The organism is Saccharothrix carnea, assembly GCF_003014735.1.
Lineage (GTDB): Bacteria > Actinomycetota > Actinomycetes > Mycobacteriales > Pseudonocardiaceae > Actinosynnema > Actinosynnema carneum.
Window position 1 is genome coordinate 374,398 of record NZ_PYAX01000002.1, and the last position, 15,197, is coordinate 389,594.

General features: G+C 70.8%; 16 protein-coding genes and 1 pseudogene. 5 read left to right on the top strand and 12 right to left on the bottom strand.

Annotation, left to right across the window (positions count from 1 at the left end):
- Positions 1-10: 10 nt before the first annotated feature.
- From pflA to B0I31_RS05900, 3 genes are read right to left on the bottom strand one after another with little or no spacing between them, the layout of a single operon-like run.
- Positions 11-736, bottom strand: coding sequence for a pyruvate formate-lyase-activating protein (gene pflA / locus B0I31_RS05890; protein ID WP_106614288.1), 726 nt, complete (start codon positions 734-736; stop codon positions 11-13).
- A complete protein-coding gene (pflB, locus tag B0I31_RS05895) occupies positions 736-2,982 on the bottom strand; it encodes a formate C-acetyltransferase (protein WP_106614289.1) in 2,247 nt (748 codons plus the stop codon). Before pflB ends, pflA begins: the two co-directional genes overlap by 1 nt.
- On the bottom strand, positions 2,979-4,016 hold the full coding sequence (locus tag B0I31_RS05900) for a zinc-dependent alcohol dehydrogenase family protein (protein WP_106614290.1): 1,038 nt from the start codon (positions 4,014-4,016) through the stop codon (positions 2,979-2,981). Before B0I31_RS05900 ends, pflB begins: the two co-directional genes overlap by 4 nt.
- Before the next feature lie 155 nt (positions 4,017-4,171).
- Between B0I31_RS05900 and B0I31_RS05905 the strand changes: the two genes are divergently transcribed.
- Complete coding sequence (locus B0I31_RS05905; RefSeq protein ID WP_106614291.1) at positions 4,172-4,684, top strand: flavodoxin family protein; 513 nt, start codon at positions 4,172-4,174, stop codon at positions 4,682-4,684.
- A gap of 268 nt (positions 4,685-4,952) precedes the next feature.
- On the opposite strand, the gene B0I31_RS05910 is transcribed toward B0I31_RS05905, so the two are convergent.
- The 3 genes from B0I31_RS05910 to B0I31_RS43060 all read right to left on the bottom strand — a co-directional run bounded on the left by B0I31_RS05910 (position 4,953) and on the right by B0I31_RS43060 (position 7,294).
- Positions 4,953-5,717: a DUF6544 family protein gene (locus tag B0I31_RS05910; protein WP_106614292.1), complete on the bottom strand. Its 765-nt coding sequence runs from the start codon at positions 5,715-5,717 to the stop codon at positions 4,953-4,955.
- A gap of 249 nt (positions 5,718-5,966) precedes the next feature.
- The gene (locus B0I31_RS05915; RefSeq protein ID WP_106614690.1) at positions 5,967-6,557 is read right to left on the bottom strand and encodes a DoxX family membrane protein; all 591 of its coding nucleotides are present in this window, start codon (positions 6,555-6,557) and stop codon (positions 5,967-5,969) included.
- Positions 6,558-7,153: 596 nt separating this feature from the next.
- Positions 7,154-7,294, bottom strand: a complete 141-nt coding sequence (locus B0I31_RS43060) for a hypothetical protein (RefSeq protein ID WP_245949712.1) — start codon at positions 7,292-7,294, stop codon at positions 7,154-7,156.
- Between B0I31_RS43060 and B0I31_RS41550 the strand changes: the two are divergent.
- Positions 7,293-7,769: pseudogene (locus B0I31_RS41550) on the top strand (hemerythrin domain-containing protein); the annotation flags it as partial. The gene B0I31_RS43060 and the pseudogene B0I31_RS41550 sit on opposite strands and share 2 nt — an antisense overlap.
- Positions 7,770-7,985: 216 nt before the next feature.
- Here the strand turns inward: B0I31_RS41550 and B0I31_RS05925 are convergent.
- Positions 7,986-8,207 (bottom strand): SHOCT domain-containing protein, encoded by a 222-nt coding sequence (locus B0I31_RS05925; protein ID WP_106614691.1) that lies wholly within the window; start codon positions 8,205-8,207, stop codon positions 7,986-7,988.
- Between the two features lie 146 nt (positions 8,208-8,353).
- Here B0I31_RS05925 and B0I31_RS05930 point away from each other — a divergent pair, with 146 nt between their 5' ends.
- Positions 8,354-8,725, top strand: coding sequence for a PLD nuclease N-terminal domain-containing protein (locus B0I31_RS05930; RefSeq protein WP_106614293.1), 372 nt, complete (start codon positions 8,354-8,356; stop codon positions 8,723-8,725).
- A gap of 107 nt (positions 8,726-8,832) precedes the next feature.
- Here the strand turns inward: B0I31_RS05930 and B0I31_RS05935 are convergent, their stop codons facing one another.
- The 4 genes from B0I31_RS05935 to B0I31_RS05945 form a co-directional block, all read right to left on the bottom strand.
- The gene (locus B0I31_RS05935; protein WP_106614294.1) at positions 8,833-9,324 is read right to left on the bottom strand and encodes a universal stress protein; all 492 of its coding nucleotides are present in this window, start codon (positions 9,322-9,324) and stop codon (positions 8,833-8,835) included.
- A gap of 112 nt (positions 9,325-9,436) precedes the next feature.
- On the bottom strand, positions 9,437-10,438 hold the full coding sequence (gene gap / locus B0I31_RS05940; protein WP_106614295.1) for a type I glyceraldehyde-3-phosphate dehydrogenase: 1,002 nt from the start codon (positions 10,436-10,438) through the stop codon (positions 9,437-9,439).
- A gap of 181 nt (positions 10,439-10,619) precedes the next feature.
- Positions 10,620-10,775 (bottom strand): hypothetical protein, encoded by a 156-nt coding sequence (locus tag B0I31_RS40390; protein WP_181320008.1) that lies wholly within the window; start codon positions 10,773-10,775, stop codon positions 10,620-10,622.
- A gap of 358 nt (positions 10,776-11,133) precedes the next feature.
- Positions 11,134-12,129, bottom strand: coding sequence for an Acg family FMN-binding oxidoreductase (locus tag B0I31_RS05945; RefSeq protein WP_106614296.1), 996 nt, complete (start codon positions 12,127-12,129; stop codon positions 11,134-11,136).
- Between the two features lie 195 nt (positions 12,130-12,324).
- Here B0I31_RS05945 and B0I31_RS05950 point away from each other — a divergent pair, with 195 nt between their 5' ends.
- Positions 12,325-12,906, top strand: a complete 582-nt coding sequence (locus B0I31_RS05950) for a CBS domain-containing protein (RefSeq protein WP_181320009.1) — start codon at positions 12,325-12,327, stop codon at positions 12,904-12,906.
- Positions 12,907-13,092: 186 nt separating this feature from the next.
- Positions 13,093-14,541 carry a hypothetical protein gene (locus tag B0I31_RS05955; protein WP_146173751.1) on the top strand — a complete coding sequence of 483 codons (1,449 nt, stop codon included), beginning with the start codon at positions 13,093-13,095 and terminating at the stop codon, positions 14,539-14,541.
- Between the two features lie 240 nt (positions 14,542-14,781).
- Here the strand turns inward: B0I31_RS05955 and B0I31_RS05960 are convergent, their stop codons facing one another.
- On the bottom strand, positions 14,782-15,153 hold the full coding sequence (locus B0I31_RS05960) for a hypothetical protein (RefSeq protein WP_106614299.1): 372 nt from the start codon (positions 15,151-15,153) through the stop codon (positions 14,782-14,784).
- Positions 15,154-15,197: the final 44 nt, after the last annotated feature.

Genomic DNA, 15,197 nt, shown 5'->3' on the forward strand with positions numbered 1-15,197 from the left:
CCAACCCTGCTCATGCCTCCAGGCCGTGCGCCAGGAACTGTTCTCGCACTCGGTCGACCAGCTCCGCGTCCGGCGTCGGGGTGTCGGCCAGCAGGAACGGCAGGCCGATGGCCTCGTATTTCGGTGCGCCCATCTTGTGAAAGGGCAGCAAGTCGACTCGTTCCACACTGTCCAACGTGGACACGAATGACGCGATGCCCTCAACGTTGTCGATCGCGTCGGTCAGACCCGGGACCAGGACGAACCTGATCCACATCGGCTTGCCCCGGTCCGACAGGCGGCGGGCGAACTCCAGGGTCGGCGCGACCTCGCCGCCGGTGACGTGGCGGTAGGTCGCCGGGTCCCACGACTTGATGTCGAGCAGCACCAGGTCGGTGTCGGCCAGCAGCTGGTCGGTGGCCCGGTCGCCGAGGAAGCCGGAGGTGTCCAGGGCGGTGTGCAGGCCCATGCCCTTCACAGCGTGCAGCAGTTCGGCGGTGAACTCCGGTTGCAGGAGCGGCTCGCCGCCGCTGATGGTCACCCCGCCCCCTGCGACCTGGATGAACCGGCGGTACTTCTCGATCTCGACGACGACCGAGTCGACGCTGACGCGCTGCCCGTACCGCGCGAACCGGGTCTCGGGGTTGTGGCAGTACAGACAGCGCAGCGGGCACCCGGCGGTGAACACGACGAACCGGGTGCCGGGGCCGTCCACCGCCGTGGCGAGGTCCCAGGAGTGGACGGTCCCGGTGGTCATCACAGTGCCCCGTGGAAGGTGCGGTTGATCACGTCGCGTTGTTGTTCGACCGTCAGGCGCACGAAGTTCACGGCGTAGCCGGACACGCGGATGCTCAACTGCGGGTACCTCTCCGGGTGTTCCACGGCGTCGAGCAGCACCTCCCGGTTGAGCACGTTGGCGTTGAGGTGGAACCCGCCGGCGTCGGTGTAGGCGTCGAGCACGCCGACGAGGTTGGTCACCCGCTCCTCGGTGTCGCGGCCCAGCCCGTTCGGCGTGATGCTGGCGGTCAACGAGATGCCGTCCAGCGCTTCGTCGTAGGGCAGCTTGGCGACCGACAGGGCCGCGGCGACCAGGCCGTGGCGGTCTTGGCCGTTCATCGGGTTGGCGCCGGGCGCGAAGGGCTCCCCCGCGCGCCTGCCGTCCGGGGTGTTGCCGGTGTGGCGGCCGTAGACGACGTTGGACGTGATGGTGAGGACCGACTGGGTGTGCACGGCGTGCCGGTAGGTCGGGTAGCCGCGAACGAGCGCCATGAAGTCCTCGACGAGTCCCACGGCGATGGAGTCGGCACGGTCGTCGTTGTTGCCGTAGCGGGGGAAGTCGCCCTCCACCGCGAAGTCGACGGCCAGACCGGTGTCGTCGCGGACGACCCGGACCTTCGCGTGCTTGATGGCCGAGAGGCTGTCGGCGACGACCGACAGCCCGGCGATGCCGCAGCCGAGCAGCCGTTGGGCGGGGTGGTCGTGCAGGGCCATCTCGATGCGTTCGTAGGCGTACTTGTCGTGCATGTAGTGGATGATGTTGAGCGCGTCCACGTACGTGCGGGCCAGCCAGTCGAGCATCCGGTCGAACGCCGCACGCACCTCGTCGTAGTCGAGGTACTCGCCCCCGATCGGAGGGCGGTGCGGTGCGACCTGCTCGCCGGTCATCTCGTCGCGGCCACCGTTGATCGCGTACAGCAGTGCCTTGGCCAGGTTGACCCGTGCGCCGAAGAACTGCATCTGCTTGCCGACCTTCATGGCCGACACGCAGCAGGCGATCGCGGTGTCGTCGCCGAATCGGGGCCGGATCAGCTCGTCGTTCTCGTACTGGATGGAGCTGGTGTCCACCGACACTCTCGCGCAGAACCGCTTGAAACCCTTCGGTAGCGCGGGCGACCAGAGCACGGTCAGGTTCGGCTCCGGCGCGGGGCCCAGGTTGTAGAGGGTCTGCAGGAACCGGAAGCTGGTCCTGGTCACCAGGGGCCGACCGTCCTCGCCGATGCCGCCGATGCTCTCGGTCACCCAGGTGGGGTCGCCGGAGAACAGCTCGTCGTAGGCGGGGGTGCGCAGGAACCGCACGATCCGCAGCTTGATCACCAGGTCGTCGACCAGCTCCTGCGCCCGCGACTCGGTCAGCCGCCCGGCCTCCAGGTCGCGCTGGAGGTAGACGTCCAGGAACGTCGAGGTGCGGCCCAACGACATCGCCGCCCCGTTCTGCTCCTTCACCGCCGCCAGGTAGGCGTAGTACAGCCACTGGACAGCTTCACGGGCGGTGGTCGCCGGGCGCGAGATGTCGTCGCCGTAGGACGCCGCCATCTGCTTCAGCTCGCCCAGCGCCCGGATCTGCTCGGCCAACTCCTCGCGGTCGCGGATCACCTCCTCGGTGGACGGCACGTCGTCGATCTCGGCGCGTTCGGCGCGCTTGGCGTCGATCAGCCGGTCCACGCCGTACAGCGCGACCCGCCGGTAGTCGCCGATGATCCGCCCGCGCCCGTAGGAGTCGGGCAGGCCGGTGACGACGCCGGCGCGGCGGGCGCGCTTGATCTCGTCGGTGTAGGCGTCGAACACTCCGTCGTTGTGCGTCTTGCGGTACTTGGTGAAGACCTCTTTGACGGCCGGGTCGAGCTCGTAGCCGTAGGCCTGCAGACCGGCCTCCACCATGCGCAGGCCGCCGTTGGGCATGATGGCCCGCTTGAGCGGCGCGTCGGTCTGCAACCCGACGATCAGCTCCTGTGCCCGGTCGAGGTAGCCCGGCCGGTGGGAGGTGATGGTGGACGGCGTGTGCACGTCCACGTCGAGGATGCCGCGCCGCCGTTCCTCGGCGAACAGCCCGGACAGATCGCGCCACAGCGACGCGGTCCGCTCAGTCGGCTCGACCAGGAATGTGTCGTCGCCCTCGTAAGGGGTGTAGTTGGCCTGGATGAACCCGCGCACGTCGATGTCGTGCCGCCAGTCCACGCCGCGGAACCCGGTCCATGCGTCCAGCCGTTCGTCCACCGCGGTCATCGCGTCAACACCACCTTGAGCGCGCCGGTCTCGCCGGCCCGCTCGAACACGTCGTAGGCGGTTTCCATCTCGTCCAGCGCGAACCGGTGCGTGGTGAACCGGTCGGCGTCCAGCCGCCCGCCCGCCAGCATCTTCAACAGCGTCGGCGTGGTCACCGTGTCGACCAGGCCGGTGGTGATGGTGACGTTGCGGATCCACAGCTGCTCCAGGTGCAGCGTGGCCGGCTTGCCGTGCACGCCGACGTTCGCGACCCGGCCGCCGGGGCGGATCAGCCGCGTGCACAGCTCGAAGGTCTCCGGCACGCCCACCGCCTCGACCGCGAGGTCCGCGCCCATCCCGCCGGTCAGCTCGAACACCACGCGCTCGACGTCGTCGGCCGCGTTCACGGTCACGTCCGCGCCGAACTGCTTGGCCGCCTCCAGCCGCGACTCGGCCAGGTCCACCGCCACGACGTGACCGGGGCTGTAGAGGCGCGCTGTCTCGATCGCGGCGAGGCCGATCGGCCCGGCTCCCACGACGACCACCGTCTGACCGGGCTGCACCTTCCCGTTGAGCACGCCGACCTCGAACGCGGTGGGCAGGATGTCCGACAGCATGACCGCTGCGGCGTCGGTGACACCGTCGGGCAGCAGATAGGTCGAGGTGTCCGCGAACGGCACCCGCACGTACTCCGCGTGCGTGCCGTCCACGGTGTGGCCCAGCACCCAGCCGCCACCGCCCAGGCACTGCCCGTACACGCCGGTCCGGCAGTATCCGCACCGACCGCACGCGCTGATGCACGACACCAGCACCTTGTCACCCGGCTTGATCCCGGTGACCGCCGCACCGACCCGCTTGACCACTCCCACACCTTCGTGGCCCAGGATCCGGCCGGGCTCGACCTCGGGCACGTCCCCCTTGAGGATGTGCAGGTCCGTGCCGCAGATCGTGGCCGCGGTGATTCGCACGATCGCATCGGTCGGGTCGACCAGTTCCGGGTCGGGCACGTCTTCCCACGCCCGTCGGCCGGGACCGTGATAAACGAGCGCCTTCATCGTTTCCTCCTCGAATTCCGTCCACTTCGAGCGTCCACCCGGGCCGGTCCGCGGGGCAGGGTCCGAGGTCCCGGGTGGACAGGGTTGTTGGCCGCTGTCGACAGGCCCGCGGGAGGGGCAGCGTGGTGAAGCGACGATGAAAGGCGGTACCGGTGATGGCACGGGCACTCGTGGTCTTCGAATCCATGTTCGGCAACACCAGGACGGTCGCCGAGGCGGTGGGCGCGGGCTTGGCGGGAGGCAGGCAGGTCGACGTCGTGGAGGTCGCCGCGGCGCCGGACGTGCTGCCCGATGACGTCGACCTGCTCGTGGTCGGCGCGCCGACGCACGCGTTCAGCCTGAGCCGAGCCTCCACCCGCAAGTCCGCGTCCGACCAGGCGACCGGGGAGATCGTGTCGCGGGGACGCGGCGTGCGCGAGTGGCTCGACGCGCTCGCACCCGCCGACCGCACGGTGAGCGCCATCGCGTTCGACACCAAGGTCAAGGTGGGGTGGCTGCCGGGCTCGGCGGCCAAGGCGATCACGAAGCGCCTGCGCCGGCTGCGCTTCACCGTCGCGGGCGCGCCGGTGTCGTTCTACGTCGGAGGCACCCCGGGCCCGCTGCTGGACGGCGAGGTCGACCGTGCGACGGCCTGGGCCCGGACCATCCGCGCCACCAGCCGCACGTGACTCCCTGGTCGTCGGGGTCATACGGCCCCGACGACCGGCATCGCGGCAATCACCGGCGGCACCGCTACAGACGGTGAACAGCTGGTGGTCGCCGCGCGCGGTTTTCCCTCTGGTGTGCCGGTACGGCACCTCGGACGTGGGCGACGAGGAATTGCCGCCTACCGCGTGCCGGGCCGCACCGGGAACGGAGATCACCGGATCGGAAGACGATCTTGATGAAAGCCCAGGACTTGATGACCCGCCCCGTGGTGAGCGTGCGGCCGGATGCTCACCCGGAGGCGTTCGGGCGGGTGGGGCAGTCGGGCACCGTGCTGTAGGTGATGTCGGCGGTGGTGTAGTCGAACTGGGCGTAGGCGAACGGCCCGTCGGGCAGGTGCCAGACCGCGGTGCCGCGCCGGGGGCGCATGCGGCCGGCGACCAGGGACCAGCCGTCGACCGGGGTCGACCAGCGGGTCCTGACCAGGCCTTCGGGCAGGTCCACCCAGCGGTCGTCCGTGGTGAACTCGCGTGGTGCGCCGCGGTCGTCCACGGTGACCGTTGCGGTGACGGTGTTGTCGTGGTCGGTCAGGGTGAGGCCGAAGGTGTGGTCGTCGATCGCGGTCCACTCGACGGGCAGGCGGAGCAGCATCGACGGTGCCAGTAGCACGGCGTCGTTCAGGAACGTCACGAGCTCGCCGAGGTCGAACTCGCGGCCCTGGCCGTCGACCACCGGGAACAGGCCCAGCGCGGTGGCGTGCATCCGGCCGTGCCCGTGCTCGTAGACGTCCTCCGCCCGCACCGGGACGATGTGGGCGAGCTTGAGACGCATGCGGAATTCGCGGGTCAGATCGGTGGCGTCGTTGTGCTGTTCGCTGGTGCAGGCTATCCAGCTCCGGTTCGGGCGCGTCCGGAAGAAGCCGTGCGCGGTGGCGTGGAACGACACGTCGGTCGGACGGCCCAGAACGCGAGTGAACCTCAGGTAGCGCTGCGCCGGCTCGGGCAGGTGCGCGATGTCGTCCGCAGTGACAGGACCGGTGTTCATCGTGCTCGTCATTGGTGGCACCTCCGCCTTCGAGCCTGCTCAGCCCGTTGGGTGGGAGGCAGGGCCGAAAGCAACCGTCGGGAAAGGACTTCCGTCATGCCGGTGAGCCGTTCGCGCTGTTGACCACGCACGGCCCGAGCACCTCGAGATGGACGTGGTCGGCGGGAGCACCCCGGCTCGGCATCGCCCCCTGTCGTGACCACTACCCGCGCGGCGCGTCGGAGCGGGCGGACCGACGAGGTCCGCCCGCTCCTGTGTCGGTCACCGCAACCAGGCGTGGTCGCGGACCACCGGCAGGGTTGCCCACCAGCGGCCGAGGCCCCAGGTGGCGCCCGCGCCGGTGAGGGCGACGGCGATCAGCGCGACGGCGTAGGCGATGTGGTAGTCGATGATCGGGTTGGTCGACATGCTGGGCTCGCCGGCCGAGGTGAACTGGGCCAGCGGCCACTCGGCGGCCCACATGAGCAGCATCATGAGCGTGCCGGCGATCGCGGCGGGGCGGAGGCCGACTCCCGCGACGACGGCGACGCCGATGGCCAGCAGGCCGAGCATGAACAGCCAGTCGGCCCACCAGGCGCCCGCCATGGCGTGGAAGGTCGACTCGAACGGGCCGACCGCGACCCGGCTGAGGAACCCCTTGGTGGGCGAGCCTCCGTTGATCCACGCGTTGGCCGCCTTGGTGGCGTAACCCAGGCCGAAGACCTTGTCGAGGAATGCCCACAGGAACACGAACCCGGTCGTGATCCGCAGGACCGCGAGCGCGACGGCCCCGGCGTCGGCGCGGACCGCCGTCGTGGCGGTCGCACGGGCCGCGGTTCCTGTCGCAGCAGTGGAGTGGCTGAACGCTGTCATGGCTTCTCTCCTCTTGCTCTCGTTGTCGGCATGAGCTTCGCGCCGGCGGCGGTTGTGCGACGCGGGCGAAGGTCCCTGATCGACGAGGACGTCCGGCACCACGATCGGGAGTCGGCCGTCACGGTCGACGTCCGGCGCGACCAAGGCGTGCAAAAGCTTGACGAGCTGCACCACGAGCGCGATCGACACGGCGATGAGCACGATCGTCAACGTCGCGCGCGTGATCGTCGTCCACGGGATTTCCGCGTCGTCGAACCGGAAGGGCCACACCGCCGACATCGACGTCAGCGCGGCCAGCGTCGCGGTCGTCGTCAGCACGTCACCCAGCAGCACCAGCCGCCTTCGGGGGAACAGCGCGCAGAGCGTGGTGACGACGACGCCGAGTGCAAGCCCGACGTTGACCCACACCACCACGTCGACCGCGTCCTCGGTGAGGAATGTAACGGCGCGCCACCCGGGGGACACGTTGATCAGGACCAGCAGGACGACGTCGACCGCCGCGCCGACCAGGTAGCCGACACGTGGTCCCGCCGTCACGGACGTGCGGATCGATGTGCTCGTCATCGTCTCCTCCCACCTCGCACCCGGTCGATCAGTCAGGTCCGCGGTGGCTCGTGGCGCTCGACGTCGATCGACCACTCGCTCGCCAGGGCCGCGGGCGAGATCCAGGTCGAGGCGAGCCCGGCGGACAAGATCGAGCGGGTGGAGGCGTCACGGGCAGTCGGGGTCACGGTCATGGTGGGCGACGGGATCAACGACGCGCCGGCCCTGGCCGCCGCGGACGTCGGGGTCGCCTTGGGGTCGAGAGGGTCCACTGCGGCGGTGCAGGCGGCGGCCCTGCGCGGCCCGGCCCGACACCACGTCCCCGGTGACGCCGACCGGCTGCTGCACCGGTTCGCGCACGAGCACGAGGAGCTGCTCGCCGCGCGCAGTGCCGTCCGGCAGGCCGCCGACGCGTTGTCCGCAGGAGTGTGCCCGGAGGCCGACGCCGCCATCCGCCGCGCCCACCACCTGCTCGCCGAGCGGATCCTGCCGCACGAACGAGCGGAGGAGACCGAGCTGTACCCAGCGCTGGCCCGGATCCTCGGCGGTCCGGAGAGCACGGTCACGATGAGCCGCGGCCATACCGAGATCGAGCGCTTGAGCCGCAGGCTGGACCGGCACCTGCGCGAATCGCCCGACGGCATCGAACCGGACCAGGTGGACGACGTGCGAGCCACGCTCTACGGCTTGGACGCCGTGCTGACGCTGCACTTCGCCCAGGAAGACAAGTCCGCGCAGGGCGCGGTAGGTGGTGGACGGGTCGGCGTCGACCACCACGTGCGCGGTGCGGGTGAAGTCGGGCCGCGGCGAGAGCCGGTCGATCAGCAGCGGTCGCGGGAGGGTGGAAGTCACGGCGGATCACCTCGGGTGGAAGGTCGGTCTTCGCTATCGGGTCCGCAGGAGGTCGCGCACCCGTTGGAACTCCTCCGCGTCGATCTCGCCCCTGGCCAACCTCGTCTCCAGGATGCGCTGGGCGGAACCCGAGTCGTCCGGCGTGCGGCGCATCGCCAACACGGTGATCGCGACCGCCACGCCGAGCAGCAGCAGTCCGATCAGGACCATCATCACGCCGCCGTAGCCGACGCCGTACCCGTTGTACCAGTGCATGACCACTCCTTTCCTCGACACCAGTAGCTCACCCCGCACCCCTCGGTGAATGCGGTCGAAGGCCCTCGACGAGCAGGGCACCAGGTCCGTCGACTGGAGCACAAGGACCCTGTGGCCAGGGGTGCCGCCGGAGGACGCTGGGCGGTATGAAGAGGCACAAGACCTGGCTGGAGATGACCTCGGCCCAGCGGCGCGGCATCCTGGCGCTGAGCGCGGTGGAGGTCCTGCTCGCGGGGGCGGCGTGGGCGGACCTCGCCCGCCGTCCCGCCGAGGCCGTCCACGGTCGCAAGCGCTGGTGGGCCGTGGCGATCGCGGTGAACTTCGTCGGCCCACTGGCGTACTTCCGCTGGGGCCGCAAGGGGCACGCGGCCCGACCTCACCGGGCCAAGGAGCGGTGCAGGCGCCACGAGCCTGGTACGGCAGCCGTCGTTCGAGTTTCCAGCCGGAGTTCGCGGTTGTGTCGGAGGGCGCCGGGGGCTCGCTTCGGCGCGGAGTTGGTGCTGTCGTCGCCGTCCTGACCAGTACAACGGGTGGCTGAGGTCAAGGGCGGGTTCGATGTGGACGCGTTCACGGACGGATCTCGGTGACGGCCGGCTCGAAGCCCAGGTCGTCGACCGCGACCAGGTCATCGAAACTCCTGCGCAGTCCGCGGCAGGCGAGCACCGTCCGCGTTGCCATCGTCCTTCCCTTCCACCGGGACGATCACGACCGGGCAGTGGGCACGCCGCAGGCAGTGCGCGGCCACCGACCCGACGACCTCCAGTCCCGCCCTGCGGTAGCCGTGGCCACCCAGGACCAGGGTGTCGGCGTCCTTCGACAGCTCCACCAGCACCGGTCCGGGACCGCCGGTCGGCACGAGCTGCTCCACGCCTTCGGCCTCGGGACCGACTTCCGCCACCGCCTCGCGCAGGAAGCGCTCGTGCAGGCCGCAGAACGCGTCCGGTCCGAGCCCGAGAGGCGGCGTCCCACCTGTGGGCGGCACCGGGTGCACCTGGCACGCCGATACCGCGGTCACCCGTGCGCCGCGCTCCTCGGCGTGCCGCACCGCCCACGCGAGCGCCGCCCTGCTCGCCGGCGACCCGTCCACGCCGACCAAGATCCGCTTGACGCCGTCCATGGCTCGGTCTCCTCTCCTCTGCGAACTCGGGGGTGTCACCGCGACCAGGCGTAGCCCTGGAAGCGCAGTTCCGCGATCAGCGCGTCGAGACCGGCCATGTCGAGCACGGCACTCACGGCAGCGTCCCGGCGATGTGGCGGACAAGGTCGATGGCGCGGTTGGCGTAGCCCCACTCGTTGTCGTACCAGCCGAAGACCTTCACGATCGAGCCGGTGGCCTTCGTCAGACCCGCGTCGAACACGCACGACGCCTGCTCGCCGATGATGTCGCGGGACACGACCGGCGCGGTGGTGTAGCGGAGGATGCCCTTGAGCCTGCCGTCGGCGGCCTCGGCGAACGCCCGGTTGACCTCGTCCACCGTGGCCGGCTTGTCCAGCAGCACGGTGAGGTCGGTGAGCGAGCCGTCCTCGACCGGCACGCGCACCGCGAGACCGTCGAGCCTGCCCGCCAGTTCGGGGATGACAAGACCGACCGCCTTGGCCGCGCCGGTGGAGGTGGGGATCATGTTGACCGCCGCCGACCGCGCCCGCCGGAGGTCCTTGTGCGGACCGTCCAGCAGCGACTGGTCGTTGGTGTAGCTGTGGATCGTGGTCATCAGGCCTTCGCGGATGCCGAACGCGTCGTGCAGCACCATCGCCATCGGCGCGACGCAGTTCGTCGTGCACGACGCGTTGGACACCACGTGGTGCAGCTGCGGGTCGTAGGTGTCCTCGTTGACGCCCATCACGATGGTGGCGTCCACGTCCTTGCCCGGCGCGGTGATCAGCACCTTGCGGACACCGCGGGCGAGATGCGCGCCGGCGGTCTCGCGGGTGCGGAACCGGCCGGTGGCCTCGACCACGACGTCGGCGTTCCAGTCGAGGTTCGCCGGGTCGGCCTCCGAGCTGACGCGCACCCGGTAGCCGTCGACCACCAGCGCGTCCGCCTCGGCGCTCACCGCGTGCGCCCACGGCCCGTAGGTGGAGTCGAACGCCAACAGGTGCGCGAGCGCCTCCGGTGTGGTGAGGTCGTTCACCGCGACGATCTCGATGCCCGTGTCGCCGCGGTCGAACACCGCCCGCATGACGTCCCGCCCGATCCGCCCGAACCCGTTGATGCCAACCCGAACCGTCATTGCGTCCTCCTCCGGTTGTCCTTCGATGCTCGTCCCGTCCGGTCGGCGCGGGGGAGTGGCGAAGGTCCTCGCCTGCCGGTCCGTGGGGTCCCTGGTGGGGTCAGCAGATCCTGGGTAGCTGCTCGCCGACGAGGACGTCCACGATCCGTGACGAGCCGACCAGGGCCCGTGCCCCCGTCGATCACCCGGCCGTCCCGACGCCCTCCTGCAGGGCGTGCATGGCCGCCGGCGCGGACGCCGGTGCAACGAGCACCACCAGGCAGCCTTCGTCGGCCTCCACGATCCCCACGGTGGCCCAGGGCGCGTGCGCGAGCACGCCCGAGCTGGGTGCGGGCACCTCCGCGACCGGAACCTCACCCTCGCGAAGGTGGTGGTCTCGCAGAGGTGGGCGAGGACGCGCACCCGGCCGGAGTCCGGGCCGGGTGTCGCGCCCAAGCCGGCGACGGTCGGAGCGGTGAGGGGGAAGCTGCTCCGCGTCGCCTGGCAGAGTGGTGATCGGTCCGAATCGGACGAGCCGGGTGCGGCTGTCCGCGATCGCCCACTCGACGTCCTGTGGTGTGGTGCCCGGGGTCGTGGTCGCCGATGGTGTCGGTGAAGTGCTGTCGTGCCCGTGAACGACCTACCGGCGGTGTCCTCGGTCGTGGCGGACGACCGGGTGGCCACGGGTATGTCGTCACCCCGGCCTGGTGAACCGCTCATCTCGGCTCCCACTGGTCGATGAGCTCGGTGACGGGCCGCCGGGGGGTCGGCGGCAGCGGGTCGGCGTTGAACGCGGCCCAGCCGACGCGCAGGAGGATCTGCGGGCATGATGTGCCGTCCAGGACATCGGTGCGCACCCGGTCCCTGGTCTCGGCGACCTCCAGCGGCTGGCTCAGCGGGCACGTCGTCAGGCCTGCCGCGGTGGCTTCCAGCAGGACCGCGCTCATCGCCTCGCCGGCGCGCAACAGCGACAGCCGGTCGTCCGAGGACGTGGCGAGCACCAGCAGCGACCCGCCGTCGTCGTCCCACTCGTCCATCCGCTTGTCGATCAGTTCACCGCCGGGGAACTCGCGCAGCCGCACGTCACCGTGCTGCGGCGCGCCGGACGGCGCGTTGGCCGCGGGTACACCGTCGACGTTCGCGTGGCCGCCGCTCCACCGGCGGGTCTCGGACCGGTAGGCGGGGTCCGCGTCCTGGACGGCCGCGGCCTCGCCGATCGCGGTGGCCAGTTCGAAGCGGTCACGGGTGCCGACCACCTCGTGGGCGATGGCGTCTTCCTCGGCGGCCCGCTTCGCCAGCAGGTCCAGCACCGGGCGGGGCACTTCCCAGGACGAGAAACGGCGGCGGTCGGTGCGGCGGCGGGGGATCGCGGCGGCCATCGCCAGGTCGGCGTCCGTGGGTTCCCGTCGCGCGAACTCGACCGCCGCGAGGTGGTCGGGGTCGGCCGGGTTGGGCAACCGGTGGACGATCGCGCGCCACCCGAGCGCGGCCAGCGCGACGCGCAGGTGGTGCAGCGCGGCGCCGCAGCTGAGCAACAGGTCCGCGCCGCGCGGGTCGGTGGCGGGCAACTGACGGGACGGATCCGTGTACAGGTGCACGCTCCGGTCGCCCAAGCGCCACCGCCACGGTTGCGTGTTGTGCACCGAAGGCGCGCGGCAGGCCAGGGCCACCGCCGCTGCGATCGTTTCCTCGTCCGGCCGGCTGCGGTCCATCCGACTCACCTCCACGCTGTTCGTTCTGCGGTTCGCTTCCGACCGTGGCATCCGCGGTGGGTGCTCTCGCAGGGGCGGAAGTCCCGATCCACCAGGGACCGACGTGCCGCGTCCGCGCCGGAGGACCAAAGGCACCGGCCGGAAGGGCCGATGCGCCCTGCCGACGGCCGGTGGGTGAGCGGACCGTTGCGGGGTATGAACGCCGCAGATGTGATGACCCGGCCCGTCTACTCGGTCGAACCGTCGACCACCGTGCGCGCCGCGAGCGCCGTCCTGGTCGACCACGGCTTCTCCGCGCTCCCCGTGGTGGGGCAGGGAGGACTGCTGGTCGGCATCGTGTCCGGCTCGGACCTGTTGCTGGCCAACCTCGAACGGGGCGTCGCGACCACCGTCGGGCAGGTGATGACGACCGAGGTGACCAGCGCGCCGCTCACCGCCACACCGAGCGAGCTGGCGAGCGCGATGCTGGGCAACCGGCTGCGCTGCCTGCCCGTGGCGGACGCCAGGGGAGCGGTGGTCGGCGTGGTGAGCCGCGGCGACCTGTTGCGCGTGCTCACCCCGGACGACGACGTCCTCGCCGCCCGCGTCGACCGGCTCCTCACCGCCTACAGCCGCACCCGCCGCTGGGACGTCGAGGTGACCGGCGGCCGGATCGTGGTGACCGGGCAGTTCGACGACGAGGCCGAGCGCCGCGTCGTGACCGCCCTGGTGCGCACGGTTCCCGGCGTGGCCGGCATCGAGCTGCGTCCGGTTCCCGCGTCCACCGGTATCGCCTGACCGCATCGGGCACCAGAGCAGCAAGGCCCCGTGCCACTCGGGAACGGCTGCATGCGAGCGAGTGCCGACGCCTCTGCACCGTCTTCTGGTGCGGCTAGACGCTGAGATCGGAGTAGTTCACAGGGAGGACGGGCAGAGGGGAAGCACGCGATGCCGTGGTTACGTCGATCCATCGGCGCTTTGTTGTTGACGGTCCTCGTCTGCGCGGGAGCGTCGGCGGGACCGGCGTTCGGCGACATCCCGGCGGCGGCCGGGCCCAGCGCGACCGCACCGCCCGAAACGGAGCCGACCACCACCGCGCCGGTCGAGACCTCGACGACGGCCCCGAGCGGACCCAAAACGACGACCGGACCCGAGCGCGCCGGCGGCCCGGTGACCACGGAGCCCTCACCGGCGTTCGTGGACCTGACCCTCACGGTCGCCTTCGACAAACCGGAGTTCGTCGCGGACGAGCCGGTCACCGCACGGGCCAGGGTGACCAACGTCGGCACCGCGCCGGCGAACCGCGTGACCATCGACTCGCCCGGGAACGTGGAGGACGAGCGCTACTGGGAGGAGATCGGGTACTACGGCGTGCGGGTCGAACCCGGGCAGACCGTGGAAGCCACGTTCGTCGGACGGGTGACGACCACGGAGTACCCGGCGTCGATGGTCGTGACGATCAGGTCGCTCGACGAACCGGACGTGAACCCGGCGGACAACGTCGTCGCGATCAGCGCCCCGGTCACCGTTGTCCGCGGCACCTTCGCGGGAACCGTCTACGCCGACCGCAACGGCGACGCGACCATGGACGCGGGTGAAGCCCTCGCCGACCTCCGGCTGGAGGTCGGCGGCCGGCCGGCCGGCTCCTACACAACGAAAACGGACTCGGCGGGCCGCTTCCTGTTCCGCGACCTACCGCGCGGGAACCGGGCCTTCGACGTGCAGATCCCGATCGTGAACGTCATGGCGGAGGAGGGCTATCTGAGGGTTGGGTGCTCGATCGGCGTGCACCAGGGCGTCGCCACCACCGAGGTAGCCGCGCGGATCATCGGTGTCGTGGCGCCGAAGGTCGTCGGCTGGGTGGCGGTGGAGCGCTCGGTGTCGTGGCCCAGCACGCTGGGAGGTCCGTATCCCGGCGCACCGGTGCCCAACCTCAAGATCTACCTGAAGGAGTGGCACACCGGTGCTGTCCTGGCCCGCGCCATCACGAATGCTCGCGGCGGCTTCGAGTTCCACGACGTCCCTGTCGGCTACTACGACGCAGGCGTCGTCGGTCCGTGGGCGATCATCTTCGGCAAGTACCTGACCGTTCGCCTCGGAGATCGGTTGGAGAGCGCGGTGACGGTCGCATTGCTGGGGCTGCCCGTCGCAGCGGCGTTCGGGTCCGAGGTCTACGTGCAACAGGCAGCGCTGTCCTCGGAGCAGTCGCGCACGCGCCACCAAGTCGACGCCGTGCTGCTGGAGGGCACACCCGGCTCCGCCGGAGGAGCGGCGCACAACATGTCGGTGACGAAGTTCGACGTGCCCGCGACGTGGACGCTGCCCGACGGGACGGCCCGGCGGGGCGAGGTTCAAGTCACCAGTGATGTGCTCGCCGGCAGCGGGGTCCGGATCTGGGTCGACGACAGGGGTGCGCGGTGGCCGCGCCGCTGACCGCCGAGGGCGCGGTGGTCACAGCAGTGGCGGTCGCGACGGGTTCGTGACTCGCTCTGGGCGGCGCGCTGGTGGTGTTCTGCGTGGCGGTCCGATGCGTCCACACCCGCCTCCGCCGGCACCGGTGGGAGCTGGAGTGGGCGGCGGTCGAACCCGGTTGGCGGAAGCTCGCGTGACAACGCATCCCGGTCGCTGTGCCGGAGGTCCGGTGGTGAAGGCACAACCCGGCGACCGGACGGTTCACCGTCGGCCGTCCTGGGCGGCGGCCAGGCTCGCGCGGCAGCAGCGCACGATCTGGCGGGTTGCGGGGCTGTCGGGGGTCCGCCGGCAGCGCAGGCAGTGGACGGTGACCGCTCCGGTGAGCTCGTCGACGCTGACGGAGGCGGGGCACTCGCAGTTCCTGCACCAGCGGTGACCGGTCACGGAGATGACGTGTGCCGGGGAGTGCACGCACTGGTGCAGCCAGCGGCGGTGGACGCGGCAGCTGATGCGTTCGAGCGGGTTGAACCCGGTTTCCTCGGCGTCGTCCTCGGCGGCGAGCACAGCGGCGAGCCTCGGGTCCCGGATACCGGTGTAGGTGTCGCGTCGAGTGGTCTGCAGCAGCGTGGTCATCGTCGTCTCCGAAGGTCTTGGTCCAGATGTCGAGCGTCCGCCCG